The organism is Microbulbifer maximicatervae (SeqCode), from assembly GCF_052467225.1.
Genome location: NZ_CP174303.1, coordinates 4,902,182 through 4,918,744, shown reverse-complemented (window position 1 = coordinate 4,918,744; position 16,563 = coordinate 4,902,182). Strand labels below are relative to the sequence as shown.

Sequence of the window (16,563 nt, the reverse complement as noted above, 5' to 3'; positions counted from 1 at the left end):
AAGCCTGATAAGGTCAGACTGTCCTCATTCGCCCAAGATAAAGGGTTGGTAAGGAAACGATTGTCACACTTAGAAACAGGTGTGCTAGGTCGATATCGTTTAGAATGGCACTTTGCAGAGTGGCTTAGGCCACTCTTTTCAGGAAAATGGAATAGTTTTCACTAAATTTGAATTGTGCATGGAAATTAAACCTCTAAGCGAGTATCCACGGGATGCTGTGGATCGTCTTCTCAATGTCATCCATCTATTTCGGGATATTCGTGCCTCGAGTGAGTGGCAATACGATGTATTGCTAAAGCGCTCCCGGCTGGTCAGCCTTCAGTCGGGTGAACAGCTGCTGCGTGCAGGGGATGTGGATCAATGGGTCTACTTCTTGTTACGCGGTGAGTTACATGTGAAGGTGAATAGTCCCGCAGCTGAGGAGGCTCCGGGAAATGAACGTCCTTTGGCGGTAATACGTCCAGGTGAGTTATTTGGTGATTTGTCGATGCTATTGGCGGAGCCCCGCAGTGCCGATGTATTTGCCGCGAATAATAGCCAGGATACTCAGGTTCTAGGCGTTGATTGTACGCTGTTTGGTGACCTGGAAGACTTATCACTTTTACAGTTGCCAGCAAAACTGGTTTTCTATCGCAATATGGTGCATTCATTGCGTTGGAAACTGGAGGTCTATAGATCCAAGTATCCGGGGCATCAGTTGGCGAATAGCCATAGAAAGCTGAAACTTTATACGGGACCAAAAAATAGCCGGGAAGAGTTAATTGCCTTAGCGGAACAGGCGAAAGCTTTGGCTCAAATTCTGCTCGACTGGAATGCGGAGTTTGGTTCTGGTGAGCTGGTTGATGATGAATCCGACATGCTTGGATTTCTGGAATCTATGCTGTCGTAAAGATTTCCCGTTCAAACCAAGGGCGAGAGAATTATTTTCTCGCTCCTGACTGCTCTCCCTCCTCTTTGTACTTATTTTTATTGGCACATGTGTACACCTTTCTTAAGGTGGGACTATCTGCTGATTCCAGTCTAAATTTGTAGATCACTCGGATATTTCATTTGCCCGACATTAACCACGTATTTATTGACAGAATTCGAGTAGGACACAGCGGAGCTTTTTATAAGTCGCTGTGATTGTGTAAAAATCGCTTAGCTTCAGTTGTTATCGCAGATCCCTTCGATTGGATTTAAGACCCGCTTTTGCGATGGCGCATCATTGCCCAACAGGTTTAGAAAGTTATGAATGTATTGGCATCAATCTGGTCAAGGCGCAATTACCGAATGGCAATTATTGTTTCGGTGATCGCTATTTTATGGCTGCTGAGTGGGCAGTTATTCTCCGGTGCAGAGGATGAGCAGTCAGAATCTAAAGAGGTAACTGCCAAGAAGCCAGAGCCTGAATTGCGAATTCAAGCCCAAATCATTGAGTCCAGCCCATACGCCACTCAGATACTAGTGAATGGGCGCACTGAGGCTAACCGGCATGTACGTCTGCGCGCTGAACTGGATGGCATTATTGCTGCACTTCCAGTTGCGGAAGGGCAGACAGTTAGACAAGGGGATGTCATTTGCGAAATCGAGGCTGAAGATCGTATTGAGCAACTGGCATTAGCTGAAGCGGCAAAACGCAAAGCAGAAATAGACTTTGCCGGTGCCGAGAAACTTAAGAAAAAAGGACTGCAGTCGGATACCGCAATGGCCCAGCAGCAAGTTGAGCTTGCCCGAACCAAGGCGGAGTACACACGTGCCAAAGTGACGGTAGAGAAACTACAAATTCGTGCACCATTTGCTGGAGTAGTGAATAGCCGAGCGGTGGAGCTGGGGGATTTTATTCGCCGGGGAGAGGAATGCGCGACCATTCTTGACTTGGATCCCATCCTAATTGTTGGCGAAGTTTCAGAGGATCAAGTGGGGAGCCTTGTTGAGGGCGGGCCGGCGAGAGCCCAATTACAAAGAGGACTGTTAGTAGACGGATACCTTCGTTATATCAGTCAACAGGCGCAGGAAATTACTCGGGCTTACCGAGTGGAGGTAGCAGTAGATAATCCAGGTAATCAACTTCCCGGAGGCTTGAGTGGTCAGCTGGTCCTCCCGACCGGTGAAATTACGGCCCACCATATTAATGCATCTCTACTCACGCTGGATGATAGCGGTGAATTGGGGGTGCGGACTCTCAATGATAAAAACCGAGTGCAATTTATTAATGTTTCACTGGTTGGGGATGGTGATGGCGGCGTCTGGGTTTCTGGACTGCCCGACACAGTGACTCTGATTACTGTGGGACAAGAATATGTCACTACGGGAGATTTGGTTCGTGCAGAAATACTGAAAACTGGGGAGGAGTTTTCCCGGGAGAACCAAGCGAAGGAAGCTTCCCCACTAGATTCCGCTGAGGTGACTCCGGTATCCGAAACTTCAGTGATTCCCGAGGGGGATTCGCGATGAAGCTGTTGGAAAGCGCTATTCAAAGAAATCGCAGTACAATATGCCTGATGCTGCTGATTGTTTTAATTGGCATAGTTGCTCGCGCAGCGATGACAATTGAATCAAGCCCTGAGGTGAACCCTCCATTTGTAATTGTACAGGTCACTCACGAGGGAATTTCCCCAGAGGATGGTGTACGCCTGTTGGTCCGCCCTCTGGAGAAGGAAATTCGTGCGGTAGAAGGGGTTGTCGAGGTGATTGCTGTCGCCCGGGAATCCCTTGCATATATCGTGATTGAATTTGACTCTGCCATTGGTGTAGATGATGCCGTCGATGATATTCGCAATGCTGTAGAGCGGGCCAGGGCTGAGCTGCCCCGGGATGCCGACGAGCCCACCGTGGAGGAAGTATCCGCTCAACCTTTCCCCACCATTGTCGTTACCCTATCCGGCGAGCAAGTGAATGAACGGGTTTTACTGCGCTCGGCTGAATTGCTTAAGCGAAAGATAGAGAGTATCCCTGAGGTGCTCGGTGCAGATCTCCACGGTAATAGGGAGGAGGTTGTAGAGGCAGTGATTGATCCGGTGCGACTGGAGCACTATCAAATCACCAGTGCGGAGTTAATCAATGCGGTATTGGGGAACAATCTCCTAATTCCTGCAGGGGAGCTGGAAGCCAATCGGGGCCGTTTTTCAGTGAAAGTCCCTGGGTTGATTGAGACCGCTCAGGATGTTTATGAAATTCCGCTCAAGAAGTCACGCGATGGAGTTGTGACCTTGGGTGCTGTTACAGATATTCGCAGAACCTTCAAAGATGCAGTGAGCTACACCAGTATCAATGGTCGTCCGGGGCTCGCTATTAATGTTGAAAAGCGCAACGATGCCAGCTCTGTCGATGTCGCGGATCGAGTCCGGGAAGTCGTTCAGGCTGAATTTGGTGTTTTGCCGCAGGGAATTACGGTTGAGTTTGTTTTTGACCAATCTGATTTTGCACGGGATATGGTCAGTGAGATGCAGGGAAACATCCTGACCGCGATGCTATTGGTAATGATTATTGTCGTTGCCGCGCTCGGCTTTCGCTCGGGAATTCTGGTGGGACTGGGAGTGCCCTTCTCTTTGCTGTTTGGTTCCATCATCACCTGGTATCTGGGTTATTCGTTTAACTTTATGGTGATGTTCGGAATGTTGCTGGCCCTCGGTATGTTAATTGATGGCTCCATTGTGATTACCGAGTTTGCCGATCGGAAAATGGCTGAAGGCTTGTCAGCAAGGGAGTCCTATATTGCATCAGTCAGTCGGATGTTCTGGCCGGTAGTTGCCTCAACGGCGACTACCCTTGCAGCATTTTTGCCGATTATGCTGTGGCCTGGAGTGGTGGGAGACTTCATGCGTTACCTGCCCGTTACAGTATTTGCAGTATTGGCGGGGTCACTCTTGTACGCCCTGTTTTTTGCTCCTGTGCTGGGTTCACTATTTGGCAAAAGCGCAATGGATGCCTCTACTCGTAACTACCTGAGCCAGTTAGAGGATGGCTTACCTCGAGCCCTGCCTGGAATTACCGGCTGGTATGCGCGTATTCTTGAGAAGGTTCTGCAGCGCCCATTGGGTGGGTTCTTAACCACTATTGCCATTCTGGTTGCCATCTTTATTGGCTTTGTCAATTTTGGTGCTGGTGTTGAATTTTTCACGGATACAGAAGAGCAATACGGCAATGTAGAAATTAGGGCCCAGGGCAATTTGTCCATGGAGGAGAAAAAAGCCCTGGTGGTGCAAGTGGAAAGAGCCGTGCTTAGTGTGCCTGAGGTCCGAATAGCTCACACTACTATTGGTTCTGGCGGAATTTCTGGAAATTCTGATCGTTCTCCAGATCAAATCGCCAATATGTTAGTGGAGCTTTATCCCGCAGAGGAACGCGAGCGACGGAGCCGCGACATTTTTGCCGATATCCGTTCCCGCACCTCAGATTTTGCCGGAATTAAAGTAACCGCAAATGTAATGGAGGGAGGACCGCCGGTGGGCAAGGATATTGTTCTGGAGTTGCGCAGTCAGAACTATGAGCAGCTACTGCTGGAAACCTGGCGACTACACCGTGCAATGGAGGAAATTGGCGGGTTGCGAGATATTGTAAACACCGCGCCACTACCTGGTATCGAGTGGGAAGTGAAAGTCGATCGAGCCAAGGCTGCTCTATATGGTGCCGATCTAACTGAAGTTGGCAGGGCGGTGCAGTTGGTTACCAATGGCGTCCGGGTTGCAGAATATCGACCCGATGATACGGATGAAGAAGTAGATATACGTATCAGGTACCCCAGAAGTGCCAGAGGCATAGCCGCGCTCGATCAGCTAAAAGTTAATACCGTGCAGGGTACCGTTCCGATTAGCAGTTTCGTACATACGGAAGCCATGCCCAAGGTCGATAAGATTGAGCGAATCGACGGAATTACTCGCATGCAAATTAAGGCTGATGCGCAAGAGGGGATTCTGCCGGATGACAAAGTGAAGGAAATAAGGAAGTGGTTGCAGACTAATCCGGTGGATAACCGGGTTGAGCTGCTATTCCGTGGGGCGGACGAGGAGCAGAATGAGTCTTTTCAATTCCTAGGCATAGCCTTCCTCCTGGCTCTGTTTTTAATGTTTATCCTGTTAGTAACACAGTTCAACAGCTTCTATCAGTCTTTATTGGTACTTTCATCTGTGATTATGTCCACTTTGGGAGTGATGTTTGGCCTGCTAATAACACAAAGCACCTTCAGTGTGATTATGACTGGAGTGGGTATTGTGGCGCTGGCTGGAATCGTGGTGAACAATAATATTGTACTGATAGATACCTATAATTTCGTGCGTAAGAATGAGCCAAGCCTCACACCAACGGAAGCAGCAGTAAAGGCATCGACACAGAGGCTGAGACCGGTCTTTTTGACAACGGCAACAACTATCCTCGGGTTGTTGCCCCTGGCGCTAGGCGTCAGTGTGGATATGGTCGGGCGCAATATTGTTGTCGATGGAGTGATAGCCTCTTTTTGGGTGAAGCTAGCCAGTGCAATTGTTTACGGGCTTACCTTTTCCACTTTGCTGACGTTATTGGTTACACCCATTATGTTAGTACTACCGGGCCGCTCCAAGAAGAGGGGTAATCCAGAGGGGGTTATTGAGTCGGTAGCAAGTTAGTGACGGCTATATAAGTACTGTAATCATAATTAGTGATCACAAAGTTCGGGGGCTTAGGCCCCCGTTTTTATAGCGGGGAATTTATGAATAAGGCTAAATGGCCGAATGAAGTTTTAGAGCGTAGTGGACAGCTTAAGGAGAGTTTATCGGGACCTTTTAAGGAGCTGTTGCGTGAGCATCAATTACCATGCGATTTCCTCCTGGTGCTCGAACAAATTTTTCTTCCCCTCGGAGTTTGGGTACTGACTCGCCATAAGCGCAGTAATCCATTAATAATTGGGGTTAGTGGGGGGCAGGGTACCGGCAAGTCGACCCTGGCGGATGTGTGGCAATGTATTTACCAGGCGATGGGCTATCGCTGCTGTGTTTTGTCTCTGGATGATATCTATTTAACTCTGGAACAGCGCCGCAAGCTGGCTACACAGGTACACCCTTTACTCGAAACTCGCGGTGTGCCGGGAACCCATGATATTGGCTTGGGGATCAGCACGCTCAAGGCCCTGTGTGCATCCAGTAGTGATTCCGCTATCGCATTACCTAGGTTTGATAAAGGACGTGATGATCGGATCCCTAAGCACTTGTGGCCCGTATTCAGGGGGCAAGTTGATGTTGTTATCTTCGAAGGATGGTGCCTAGGAGCCAAGCCTTCAGAAGGGTATGAAGGATCGCTCAATGAACTGGAGTGCAGGGAAGATAGTACTGGCGAATGGCGAAATTTTGTTAATCAACAGTTGGAAGATTCTTATCGAGATCTTTTTTCGCTTATCGATGTATGGGTGATGCTCAAAGCGCCGAGTATGGAATGTATCGTTGAGTGGCGTAAGTTTCAGGAACATAAACTCAGGGTTCGCTCCGGAATGGGGATGACGGATCAACAAATTGTTCAGTTTGTACAACACTACGAAAGAGTGACGCGGAGCTTGCTAGAGGATATGCCGGGTTGGGCAGATTGTGTTATTGAGTTGGGGGAGGACCATCAGGTGAAGGGCTTGCGGATGCAGTAAGATCTGTTTAAACCCTGGCGAGGCCAGGGTTTAAACTAACTGAATAAATCAGTTTTACTTAAGCGCTGGCTTACTTAGCCTTGGGCGGACGACCGCGACCGCGCTTTACAGGAGCAGCTTCAGTTGCTGCTGCGGCTGTGGCTTCTGCTTTTTTGGGGCGCCCTGGCTTTTTCTTAGCGGCTTCCGCTTTTGCTGGGCGACCGGGCTTCTTTTGTGCGGATTCTGCCTTAGGTGGGCGGCCACGACCGCGTTTTACAGGAGCAGCATCAGTTGCTGCGGCGGCTGCGGTCTCTGCTTTTTTGGGGCGGCCGGGCTTTTTCTTAGCGGCTTCAGTTTTTGCTGGGCGACCGGGCTTCTTCTTGGCTTCAGTGGCGTCTTTTTTGGGACGGCCAGGCTTTTTCTTAGCTTCTTCGGTCTTAGCGGGACGACCAGGCTTCTTCTTGGCTTCTTCAGTTTTAGCTGGGCGGCCGGGCTTTTTCTTAGCTGCGGTGGCTTTCTTCTTGTCAGCAGCAGCGGCTTTTTTAGCGGCAGCAGCAGTTTTCTTCGCTTCGGCAGCGGCTTTTTTCTTTTCAGCAGCAGCCAGTTTCTTAGCTACAGCAGCTTCTTCTTTAGCGACGATCTTAGCTACCTGAGAAGCCAGCTTGTTGGCGGCTTTGATTTCAGCCAGTGCATCTTTGGCTTCAGTTGCGGCAGTTTTGGCTTCAGTTGCAGCAGTTTTAGCTGCAGCGGCGGCTTCACGTGCTTTTTTCAGCTGTTGCTGTTGAGCAGCAGTCTTTTTCTTAGCTCTAACAGTCGCTACTTTATCTTGAGTAGTTTTTGCTTTAGCGGCAGCCTTCTTGGCACTGTTTGCCAATTTCTCTGCTTTGACAGTCAGGTCTTTTTCCTGCTTAAGGCGGGCAGTTTCCAGTTTAGCGGTAAGGGAGCGTAGCTCCGCTTCCATTTTTGCGACGTCGCTGGTAGCGACTTGAGCAGCTTTTTTAGTAGCCATTTAAATATCCCTGCAAAATGAATTGTTTTAGTAAGTGGGGGCATTCCTATCAATTATTCTCAGCCATCTTTAACGGAATTAGGCACCGTCCAAGATGCATGTTTTCGGCAGAAAACAATTGATAGTGAGTCCCCCCAAGCTAGCGGCGCTAATTGCAGCTTATTTGTATACCTAATTGCAAGTCCTTTAGATGTTTTTTTTCTATTTAATGTAAAAAAAATGGCTTTTTTTTACATATTTTTCAATTGGGGGCCGTTTGAACTGTGTTTTTGATCTTTTTGGGAACTTGAAAGCACTCATTACTGGTGATTCTTTAACTTCAATATTCTTTGTATCAAGTCAGTATCAGTGGCGTTAAATAGTTGAGTAATTTTGTAAGCTTTATGAACCTGTTGGTTTAGTTGTTTTGGCTTTTATAGTTGGATTTTGATGGTGGCAGATAGTTTCTGTACATCAATTAACAGAGAGCCGGATTAACAAAACTTAACTGCGAGCTTTTGCCTGCGTCAATTAGCGGGCAACTTCCATAGCTGGTTGTGTAACCTTGCGTATTGAAGTGTGATATTCAAATTGCGGAAAGTTGGCAAGTGTCAAGATGTCAGAGACAGCTTGAGTCCTATTGCCGTACCCTGGTATTTAGTAAGGAATTAAAAACTGGGGGAGAACTCACACTCATATACGGGATCTAGTGCCCCGTATATAAGTACCAACCGGCTGGGGTATTTGGGGTCTTGGCTGCCGGGATCTGCCATTACTGCTGCGAGGTTTACTTTTTCATGGCGGAAAGTAAACCAGTGATAAATCTAGTTATAACCATGTATATAATGAGACGGAACTGTATTAGTTTGTGCTCTTCAGTCGAGGTCTTTTTAATTACCGAGAAAGCGAGCGCTTGGTCTCCAGTCATTTGTTTTGCTATCACGTGACATCCCTGCTAGTCATAAAAGGAGTAGAGGGCAGTTATTCAGAGGCAAGTAATACCAGAAGCTATTTGAATGCAGTCCTGATTATCCGTACGTTGATCAACAATCTTAATGATATTTTTATGGGCAATGCTTCTGCTTTGGAGTGGCTGCTCTTACCAAAGGCAACCTTATGAGTTTTGCAATGGGAGAGGGAGAGGGAGAGGGAGAGAGGACTGACCCAGTAACAGAATATCTCTGTCACTGGGGTGATATGGAGTCAATCGTGTAGCTTTATAGTGGCCCGTAGGGCAAATAACGATTGTTGGAATTCTGGCGAATCCATAACAGTTGTTCTTTTGTTAATGGCGTCGAGCGTTGCTTGAGTACTTTGGCGAGGGGAATTACTGCAGACTCAGCGCCGGCGTCCCAGCCGGGCAGATTCATCTCTGCCAAGGTAAAGAAGCGAATCAGTTGCCATAGCTGGGCACTGTTCCAATGTTCGCTCTCTTCGATCCAGTGTTGGAAGGGAAGGCGAATAAGAGTGGAGGGTACTTTTTCAAACGCTCCTACTGACTCTGTAAAAGGTTTATCTGACTCTGCAATTTCGATAAGTCTGAGCAACTGCTCCCGGTTGAATTCTTCACTGGTTTCATTTTGTGGGCCACTTACCTGTGGCTCCCAGGCTCCTACGCTCATACTTACTCCTTATAAAGGTCCGGTTTCTTGCTGTTGCATTATAGCGAGGGGGGCTGCGTTCAGGGGGATCTTACTCTAGATAACAATGAATAAAGAGGTCTTTGTACTTCTTCGAATCTAATGAATCGTCTTGTAGTAATTTTGGAAGTCTTTATAAAGGAGTTGGGATGCGATAACAGGGACTAAACCTACGGGAAAATCAAATCTGTCGGTGCTTATTTGAGATACTATAGAAGAGACTCTTGATATTGAGGTTCAAATGGAATTTATTGCTAAAGCACTGCCGGCGACAAAGCGAGTGGCTCTGGTAGCCCATGACAACCGTAAAGATGCCATGATTCAGTGGTGTCTCAGACATCACGGTCTGCTCAAACAACACCAGTTATTGGCTACGGGGACTACTGGTGGAAAAATTGAAGATGCGACGGGTTTAAGTGTCGAAAAGCTCTTAAGTGGCCCTCTGGGAGGTGATCAGCAGCTCGGAGCGAGAATTAGCGAGGGGCAGGTGGACTTGCTGATATTCTTCTGGGACCCCTTTGAGCCCATGCCCCATGACCCGGACGTCAAGGCACTACTGCGTATCGCTGCAGCGTGGAATATCCCTGTGGCTTGCAACCAGAGCAGTGCAGATATGGTGGTACAGTCACCATTGATGGATCAATCCTTCGAGCATGAGGTGCCTGACTATCACAGCTATCTAGCAGGACGTTAGTCGGAATTTTTGCTTAAAATTTGATCTTTTCTATCGGCTCGATTCTGTAACTTATTGATTTTTAAAGTTTATTTATCTCTGTTATCGCTCGCACTTGCAATGCTTGCGAAATCGCGGCAATCTTGCCCACCAGATTAGACCGGTCAATCCGGCACCCCTGATATTTGAAAATTGCACGGTGTTTTATGAGTAGACGACGCGGAAAGGCCGTAGAAGAAGAAAAGGCAGATATCGACCTGACGCCCATGTTGGACGTTGTGTTTATCATGTTGATCTTCTTTATCGTGACTGCTTCATTTGTTAAAGAGAAGGCGTTGGACGTAAATGTGCCAGATCCGAACTTAACTGATAAGTCTGAGCCAGACCCCGACAAACAGAATATTCTGTTGATGGTCAGTGCAAATGATGAAATCACCATGGCGGATGGCAGCCGTATTGACAGCCGTGCTGTACGGGCCCGTATCGCTCAGATGTATGCGGAGAACCCGCAGGCAATGGTGATTGTGCGTGCACACAACAAGTCTAGTGCGGATACTTACGTACAGATTGCGGATGCTGCGAAGGAAGTGAGCCTGGGTATTCAGGTCTCCCTGGTACCTTACGAGGACTAAGTTCCCGGTGAGTTACCCGCGCTTAAAAAGCCAGCATATTGCTGGCTTTTTTCATTTGTGAATTATGGTTTTGAACTGGTCACAAATTGGGGGGTACTTAAGTACCCCTCAAATCAAATCCGATATCAGAATTCTGAACGAATTGCCCAGAGGTCGGGGAAAACCGGTCTAAATAGGGTTCCCTGTAAATAACCTACCCCGCTCGATCCACCAGTCCCCATTTTCCTGCCAATTGTTCGCTCGACCATTTTTACATGTCGGTAACGCCACTGTTGTAACGAAGTATCGATGTCCACCAAAGCCTCACAGATTTCACTTACCAGTGGATCATTGCGATAGATATCGATCAGTATTTTCTGGACGGCCGAAGAAGGCTCTGCAATTTGGCTAAAATCCCTTTCAAGCTCATTAGCGGGTACCTTATGCCCCTCGTGAACCAAAAAGTTTAGGAAAGCATCCCAAAGGGTCGGCGCCTCAAGGCGCTTCATCAAGCGCTGGTAGTGCTCTGAGCCAGGGGTATAGTTTTCCAGTTTTTTCGGGTCCTTGGCTCCGTAAAGAAATTCCAACTCGCGAAACTGGTACGACTGAAAACCACTAGCCGTGGATAGTCGATCGCGGAAAGACATAAACTCCAGTGGGGTTAGGGTTTCCAGGATATCGACCTGTTGAATCAAAGTACGATAAATCGTGTCGACACGTTTAAGTGTATGCGATGCGCGATTGCGTTCACCTGCGTTGAATAGTCGTACCAGGAAATCCAGTTCATGCAACATTTGCTTGAACCAGAGCTCGTAGCTTTGATGAATAGTAATGAAAAGTAGTTCGTCGTGCTCGGGACCATCGGAAAGGGGTTTCTGGCACTGCAAAAGCTCGTCTACTTTTAGGTAAGAGCTATAAGTTATTGTCATAGTCAGCTGCTTCCTGAGTGTGTTTTGACCAGTTACAAAATAATGCTCTCTTTAGCCGGTGTGGATCAAAACAAAAATTACGGCAAAGTGATTTATATTGGACCCATTATAAAGCCCGGAGCTCTTTGAATGGAAAACCCAGCACAAAACCTACGTGTCAATGGCGCTCGCCTTTGGGATAGCCTGATGGAAATTGCTGAGATAGGCGCGACCCCAGCGGGCGGATGCAATCGACAAGCCCTGACAGATGAAGACCGTGAAGGGCGCGACCTTTTCGTGCGCTGGTGCCGAGATATAGGCTGTGAGGTCCGAGTGGACCAGATGGGCAACATTTTTGCCCGCCGACCGGGAGCAGATAACAGCTTGCCTGCGGTAGTGACTGGTTCTCATTTGGATACCCAGCCCACGGGTGGCAAATTTGACGGTGTATATGGCGTACTTGCCGGCCTGGAAGTTCTGCGCACTCTAGAGGATCAAGGTATCAGGACCAAGGCCCCATTAGAGGTGGTTGTATGGACTAATGAGGAGGGTGCGCGCTTTTCCCCTGCAATGGTGGGCTCCGGGGTTTGGGCTGGTGAATTTAGCTTGGAGTATGGGCACAGCCGCGCGGATAAATCGGGTATCACTATCGGTGAAGAGTTGGAGCGGATCTGCTATCTCGGTACTGAGCCCGCTCAGCCGAGGGCTATTAAGGCTTCATTTGAAGCGCATATCGAGCAGGGCCCGATCCTCGAAAAACAGGATCAGGTAATTGGTGTTGTCACTGGTGTACAGGGTATTCGCTGGTATGACGTAACTTTTTACGGAACGCCTTGCCATGCGGGTCCAACTCCGATGGAGGACCGCCGTGATCCGGTCCAGGCAATGTCCATTCTGTGCGAGCGCATGTATCGTGAAGTCCGGGAGTATTCAGAAGATGCGCGTATGACCTGTGGGGATTTAAGGGCGGCGCCGGGCAGCCGAAATACAGTGCCTGAAGAGGTTGTGCTAGCACTGGACCTCCGTCACCCGTTACCTGAAGGCTTAAACCATCTGCATAAAGCCTTGTATAAGGCGGCTGAAAGAGTACAAGAAGAAACAGGTACCAGAGTCGATATTCGGGAAGAGTGGTACTCACCTCCCGTCGCCTTTGATAAGCATTGCATTGATTCGGTTAGCAGTGCTGTGCAGACCTTGGGATATAGCAATCGCAAGATGGTTTCAGGTGCTGGGCACGATTCCGTATATGTTTCCCGAGTCGCCCCTGTCTCTATGATCTTTGTGCCCTGTGAAGGAGGACTGTCGCACAATGAAGCAGAATCGGCGGAGCCGGATCATCTTGAGGCGGGTTGTAATGTGTTGCTCCACGCAATGCTAAACAGTGCGGAGCAGGCTTAAGTAGCGGTAAAACAAGTGCTTCTGTCAACTGTCGGCGTTGCACTGTCTTTGTTTTGGCATAGTTGATAACAAGTTGGAATTTAGGCGAATGAGTAATTTTACTTTGAAGCACCGTCAGGATAACGGCGGTACGGCACCCCTGAGTGAGTGGGGGATGGATTCGGAATACGGTGTACTGCGGGATGTTTTGATTGGGCCTGTGGATAACTTCAGTTGGCGCACTGGTAACGCGAGCGCACGACGTGCTGAGCGCCTCGGAATGAAGTTTGATCATAAGGTGGCAGTGGCACAGCATGGAGAGATGCTCGATGCCTACCGCCACGCCGGAGTGAATACGCACCTAATTCCAGCGGACAGCACATTGCCCTACCAAATTTACGGTCGCGACTCTTCGGTAATGACCCCTTGGGGGCCTATCGTGACACAGATGTTCAGCCCTTGGCGCCGTGGTGAGTGGGCGCCCATAGTGAAAAAATATGCAGAGCTGGATATCCCTATTTACGACATTATCACCGCAGGCTCTCTGGAGGGCGGTGATTTTATGGTGTTAGAGCCCGGTGTCATTCTGTGTGGCTACTCCGGCGAACGCACCAGCCCGCAAGGGTTTGAGCAGATGAAAAGTTGGGTAGAAAAAGAGGGCTGGGAAGTTAAAGGCTACCAGTTCGATCCATTCTTCCTGCATATTGATGTGATGGTAGCCATGCTCGCGGAAAAGCTGGCAGCAATTTGCGTTGATGCCGTTGAGCCGGAGCTGGTGCAGTGGTTTAAAAGCCGAAATATAGAGATTATCGATATTCCCTTCCCGCAGGTATTGGAGCTTGGAGTGAATGTCGTTGCCCTGGGGAATGATCGAGTGATGCTACCTAAGGCCAATACCGGACTGGCGGAGAAGTGCCGCGCACATGGTTTGGAAGTTATAGACCCAGATATTTCTATGATCACTCCGGGGGGCGGTGGCGTTCATTGCATGTGCCAACCTCTGCGCCGGGACTCAGCCAATAAAGTTTGATTACTATTGCTGGTTACCTAGAGGGCCCGGTCACTGGTGACCGGGTTAATCCCGTCAACGAAAGTGGTTGATTAGGAACTCGAACCTCTGGGAGTAGCGGTTAATATGAATCTCCTAAATAGATGGCCTACAGCGGATTAAAAGTGGCTTCCGTTGGGGTTCCATAATTAGGCTACTGAGAGTAGCCCAATCTACTTCTTACCCCGGAGAACAATATGCAAAGCGAATGCGCTGAAATTCAGGCTCAGCTTAAGGACCGCATCCTCGAGATTACGATTAATCGACCCGGGCGCAAAAATGCCCTGACTATGGCCATGTATACCGCGATGGCAGGGTTATTGAATAGCGCAGCTACAAACCCGGATGTTCGCGTCGCGATTATTACCGGTGCTGAGGGCATATTCACCAGTGGTAACGACCTGACAGATTTCCTGGGCGGCTCTGCCGAAGGGGAGGAGTCTCCAGTTTTCCAGTTTATGAGTGCTCTTTACCACTTCCCCAAGCCGGTAGTTGCAGCTGTTAATGGCCCTGCAGTAGGTATTGGTACGACCATGCTGTTACATTGCGACCTGTCTTTTGCTGGAGACGACGCCATGTTCCAGATGCCGTTTGTGGACCTGGGGCTGTGTCCAGAGTATGGCTCCAGCTACTTGTTGCCCAGGATCGCCGGCCATGCCAAAGCTTCTGAACTGTTATTGTTGAGCAAGCGTTTTAGTGCTCAGGAAGCCGTTGAGCTTGGTATCTGTAATGCCGCAGTGGCGCCAGAACAGGCCATAGTTCGAGCACGTGAAGCCGCAGCTGAGTTAGCGAGGAAAGCTCCGGCCGCCCTGCGTTTAACTAAGCAGCTTTTGCGCAGAGCAACTCAAGAGAAAGGGTTAGAGTTTATTCAAGATGAAGGCCGTTACTTTAAGGAGCGCCTCGCATCCGATGAGTTTAAAGAGGCTGCTATGGCCTTTATGGAGAAGAGACCAGCGGACTTCTCCAAGTTTGATTAAGTAAAAAAGGCCGCACTATGCGGCCTTTTTTTGATTTCATTTTTTAACGATCCCTATGTCCCCGGGAAAGATAATTAACGGCTCTGTCGGGGTGGTCGGTAAAGAGACCGTCAATTCGCAGCTGATATACAGCGAAATGCAGGAAGTCCTCGAAGCTTTCAAATTCTTCGGGAACCTTGCCTGTATCGGCGCGGAAGGTGTAGGGGTGAACTTCTAGCTGTCTGCGGTGTGCCCGGCGGACAACACTGTTAGCTCTTGGTTGGCCATCCGTTACTTCCATTAACATAGGATACCAGGGGCCAATCCCATCTGCGTAGGTGGCGATTTTGCGCAAGCCCCCCTGTTGCAGCATCCAGTCATAATTGTACTTTTCAATTTCTCCATTCACTTCGACCAATTTTTCCCCCCAGTCGGTGGCGGCGATCAATTGAACTAATGATAGATCCATCTCCATGGAGGGCATCAGTTCAAATTTAACTCGCTGGAGCTCTTCTGCGTCAAAGCACTGGAAGAAAACTTTGTGATCGCGATCGGTATAGCCGTATTTCTTGAGTGATTGCAAAGCTATAGAGGCAATATCTTTTCCTTCCCAGTGATGGAAGTAGGGTTTTTTAATCTCCGGGTAGATGCCAATATCGTAGCCTAGGGATCGGTTAAGCCCCTGAATTAATTCCAGTTCCTCCTCAAAGGTGGACAGCTTAAAGCTAGATTTCCATATTGGAAATCTCTCCGGATATTTTGCTTGAAGTCCATCCTCACTGTCTATGAAGGGCTCTGATACCTGAAGTTGCTTAAGTTCGGTCAGGGTAAAATCGATAGTGTAAAAGTGACCATCATCGCGAGCGCGCTGGGGAAAAACGTCGGCGACATTAGTTACACTATCTAGATAAATATCGTGCATTACGATCAAGTGATCATCTTTGCTGAGTACCAAGTCTTGCTCGATATAGTCTGGACGCATACCGTAAGCCAGCGCTTTGGATTCGAGGGTGTGTTCAGGTAGGTAGGCAGAGGCACCTCTATGAGCTACCACAATAGTTTGTTTATTTCTCTGATCAAAGTTATCCGCGCAGGTTAGTGTTGCGGCTACAGAAAAGCCAATCAACACTACTGATAGAATGTTTTTTAACATGTGATAAAGGCCCGTGATGAATTGTGGGGCACTTTCTAGCAGAGAAATATGACAGGGATATAACTGAATACGAGAGCCCCGCCAGGGCGAGGCTTTCGCAGAGCTATTCAGCGCGGCTTCGTCTATCTGATAGGCATTATGAACCCTGGTGACTCTAATTTCTTTTCTCTTGAAGCTTGGCTTTGAAGGCTGCTCGATTTTCTTCTTGAAGTTTTTTGAACTCTGCTAATTGTTGATCCGTCAGTACGGTGGACATTTCACTGAGCGTAGATTTTCTGATAGCGGCCATTTCTTTACCTAACTGGCGCTTCTCACGAAAGCTCATCTTTTGGATAGCGCCAGAGGGACTTTCTATGTTAACGCCGTATTTTGCAAGTACTTGGCGGCGCTGTTCATTGGCTGATTCCAGGATAGGCTTTACTTTTTCTACCTGCTCATCAGAGAGGTTAAGCTTGGCTTTAGTTGCCTCTAAACGCTCCGCAAGTTGTGCGGCATGGTCATTATCTGCCCAAACTAGGGTATTTGCAGAAATGGCAATTATTGCAGCGATCACCAAACTGAATAATTTCTTCATTGTGACTTCCTCGTTAATGAGTAAATGCCGTTGCTGTGAGGAGTATGATAATGGCTAGATTGTAAGCCAG

General features: G+C 48.5%; 14 protein-coding genes. 9 read left to right on the top strand and 5 right to left on the bottom strand.

Annotated features, from left to right (window positions below; all coding sequences use genetic code 11):
• Positions 1 to 178 precede the first annotated feature (178 nt).
• From ACJJIZ_RS21340 to ACJJIZ_RS21325, 4 genes are all read left to right on the top strand, one after another.
• Complete coding sequence (locus ACJJIZ_RS21340) at positions 179 to 889, top strand: Crp/Fnr family transcriptional regulator (protein ID WP_413664353.1); 711 nt, start codon at positions 179 to 181, stop codon at positions 887 to 889.
• A 383-nt stretch (positions 890 to 1,272) separates the two neighbouring features.
• Complete coding sequence (locus tag ACJJIZ_RS21335; RefSeq protein WP_444914783.1) at positions 1,273 to 2,436, top strand: efflux RND transporter periplasmic adaptor subunit; 1,164 nt, start codon at positions 1,273 to 1,275, stop codon at positions 2,434 to 2,436.
• Entirely contained in the window at positions 2,433 to 5,582 is a 3,150-nt protein-coding gene (locus ACJJIZ_RS21330) for an efflux RND transporter permease subunit (protein WP_444914782.1), read from the top strand. Before ACJJIZ_RS21335 ends, ACJJIZ_RS21330 begins: the two co-directional genes overlap by 4 nt.
• Before the next feature lie 83 nt (positions 5,583 to 5,665).
• Positions 5,666 to 6,586 carry a phosphoribulokinase gene (locus tag ACJJIZ_RS21325; RefSeq protein ID WP_444914781.1) on the top strand — a complete coding sequence of 307 codons (921 nt, stop codon included), beginning with the start codon at positions 5,666 to 5,668 and terminating at the stop codon, positions 6,584 to 6,586.
• Between the two features lie 70 nt (positions 6,587 to 6,656).
• Here the strand turns inward: ACJJIZ_RS21325 and ACJJIZ_RS21320 are convergent, their stop codons facing one another.
• Both ACJJIZ_RS21320 and ACJJIZ_RS21315 read right to left on the bottom strand, forming a co-directional pair.
• Positions 6,657 to 7,574 carry a hypothetical protein gene (locus tag ACJJIZ_RS21320; protein ID WP_413664357.1) on the bottom strand — a complete coding sequence of 306 codons (918 nt, stop codon included), beginning with the start codon at positions 7,572 to 7,574 and terminating at the stop codon, positions 6,657 to 6,659.
• Between the two features lie 1,196 nt (positions 7,575 to 8,770).
• Positions 8,771 to 9,175 (bottom strand): hypothetical protein, encoded by a 405-nt coding sequence (locus ACJJIZ_RS21315; protein WP_282934304.1) that lies wholly within the window; start codon positions 9,173 to 9,175, stop codon positions 8,771 to 8,773.
• Between the two features lie 259 nt (positions 9,176 to 9,434).
• Here ACJJIZ_RS21315 and ACJJIZ_RS21310 point away from each other — a divergent pair, with 259 nt between their 5' ends.
• A complete protein-coding gene (locus tag ACJJIZ_RS21310) occupies positions 9,435 to 9,887 on the top strand; it encodes a methylglyoxal synthase (RefSeq protein ID WP_444914780.1) in 453 nt (150 codons plus the stop codon).
• Between the two features lie 185 nt (positions 9,888 to 10,072).
• Positions 10,073 to 10,498 (top strand): ExbD/TolR family protein, encoded by a 426-nt coding sequence (locus tag ACJJIZ_RS21305; RefSeq protein WP_444914779.1) that lies wholly within the window; start codon positions 10,073 to 10,075, stop codon positions 10,496 to 10,498.
• A 125-nt stretch (positions 10,499 to 10,623) separates the two neighbouring features.
• Here the strand turns inward: ACJJIZ_RS21305 and ACJJIZ_RS21300 are convergent, their stop codons facing one another.
• Positions 10,624 to 11,406 (bottom strand): tryptophan 2,3-dioxygenase, encoded by a 783-nt coding sequence (locus tag ACJJIZ_RS21300; protein ID WP_444914778.1) that lies wholly within the window; start codon positions 11,404 to 11,406, stop codon positions 10,624 to 10,626.
• 129 nt (positions 11,407 to 11,535) lie between these two features.
• On the opposite strand from ACJJIZ_RS21300, the gene ACJJIZ_RS21295 reads away from it, so the two are divergent.
• The 3 genes from ACJJIZ_RS21295 to ACJJIZ_RS21285 all read left to right on the top strand — a co-directional run bounded on the left by ACJJIZ_RS21295 (position 11,536) and on the right by ACJJIZ_RS21285 (position 14,787).
• Entirely contained in the window at positions 11,536 to 12,783 is a 1,248-nt protein-coding gene (locus ACJJIZ_RS21295; RefSeq protein WP_444914777.1) for a Zn-dependent hydrolase, read from the top strand.
• Between the two features lie 88 nt (positions 12,784 to 12,871).
• On the top strand, positions 12,872 to 13,792 hold the full coding sequence (locus ACJJIZ_RS21290; protein WP_444914776.1) for a dimethylarginine dimethylaminohydrolase family protein: 921 nt from the start codon (positions 12,872 to 12,874) through the stop codon (positions 13,790 to 13,792).
• Positions 13,793 to 14,007: 215 nt separating this feature from the next.
• On the top strand, positions 14,008 to 14,787 hold the full coding sequence (locus ACJJIZ_RS21285) for an enoyl-CoA hydratase (protein WP_444914775.1): 780 nt from the start codon (positions 14,008 to 14,010) through the stop codon (positions 14,785 to 14,787).
• 43 nt (positions 14,788 to 14,830) lie between these two features.
• Here the strand turns inward: ACJJIZ_RS21285 and glpQ are convergent, their stop codons facing one another.
• Positions 14,831 to 15,919 carry a glycerophosphodiester phosphodiesterase gene (gene glpQ, locus ACJJIZ_RS21280; RefSeq protein ID WP_444914774.1) on the bottom strand — a complete coding sequence of 363 codons (1,089 nt, stop codon included), beginning with the start codon at positions 15,917 to 15,919 and terminating at the stop codon, positions 14,831 to 14,833.
• Between the two features lie 154 nt (positions 15,920 to 16,073).
• Positions 16,074 to 16,493 carry a hypothetical protein gene (locus ACJJIZ_RS21275; protein ID WP_444914773.1) on the bottom strand — a complete coding sequence of 140 codons (420 nt, stop codon included), beginning with the start codon at positions 16,491 to 16,493 and terminating at the stop codon, positions 16,074 to 16,076.
• Positions 16,494 to 16,563 lie beyond the last annotated feature (70 nt).

Coding starts and splice junctions, on each gene's coding strand:
- ACJJIZ_RS21330 (WP_444914782.1), top strand. CDS start 2,433: ATGAAGCTGTTGGAAAGCGCTATTCAAAGAAATCGCAGTACAATATGC.
- ACJJIZ_RS21335 (WP_444914783.1), top strand. CDS start 1,273: ATGGCAATTATTGTTTCGGTGATCGCTATTTTATGGCTGCTGAGTGGG.
- glpQ (WP_444914774.1), bottom strand. CDS start 15,919: ATGTTAAAAAACATTCTATCAGTAGTGTTGATTGGCTTTTCTGTAGCC.
- ACJJIZ_RS21285 (WP_444914775.1), top strand. CDS start 14,008: ATGCAAAGCGAATGCGCTGAAATTCAGGCTCAGCTTAAGGACCGCATC.
- ACJJIZ_RS21325 (WP_444914781.1), top strand. CDS start 5,666: ATGAATAAGGCTAAATGGCCGAATGAAGTTTTAGAGCGTAGTGGACAG.
- ACJJIZ_RS21315 (WP_282934304.1), bottom strand. CDS start 9,175: ATGAGCGTAGGAGCCTGGGAGCCACAGGTAAGTGGCCCACAAAATGAA.
- ACJJIZ_RS21320 (WP_413664357.1), bottom strand. CDS start 7,574: ATGGCTACTAAAAAAGCTGCTCAAGTCGCTACCAGCGACGTCGCAAAA.
- ACJJIZ_RS21310 (WP_444914780.1), top strand. CDS start 9,435: ATGGAATTTATTGCTAAAGCACTGCCGGCGACAAAGCGAGTGGCTCTG.
- ACJJIZ_RS21275 (WP_444914773.1), bottom strand. CDS start 16,493: ATGAAGAAATTATTCAGTTTGGTGATCGCTGCAATAATTGCCATTTCT.
- ACJJIZ_RS21295 (WP_444914777.1), top strand. CDS start 11,536: ATGGAAAACCCAGCACAAAACCTACGTGTCAATGGCGCTCGCCTTTGG.
- ACJJIZ_RS21340 (WP_413664353.1), top strand. CDS start 179: ATGGAAATTAAACCTCTAAGCGAGTATCCACGGGATGCTGTGGATCGT.
- ACJJIZ_RS21300 (WP_444914778.1), bottom strand. CDS start 11,406: ATGACAATAACTTATAGCTCTTACCTAAAAGTAGACGAGCTTTTGCAG.
- ACJJIZ_RS21290 (WP_444914776.1), top strand. CDS start 12,872: ATGAGTAATTTTACTTTGAAGCACCGTCAGGATAACGGCGGTACGGCA.
- ACJJIZ_RS21305 (WP_444914779.1), top strand. CDS start 10,073: ATGAGTAGACGACGCGGAAAGGCCGTAGAAGAAGAAAAGGCAGATATC.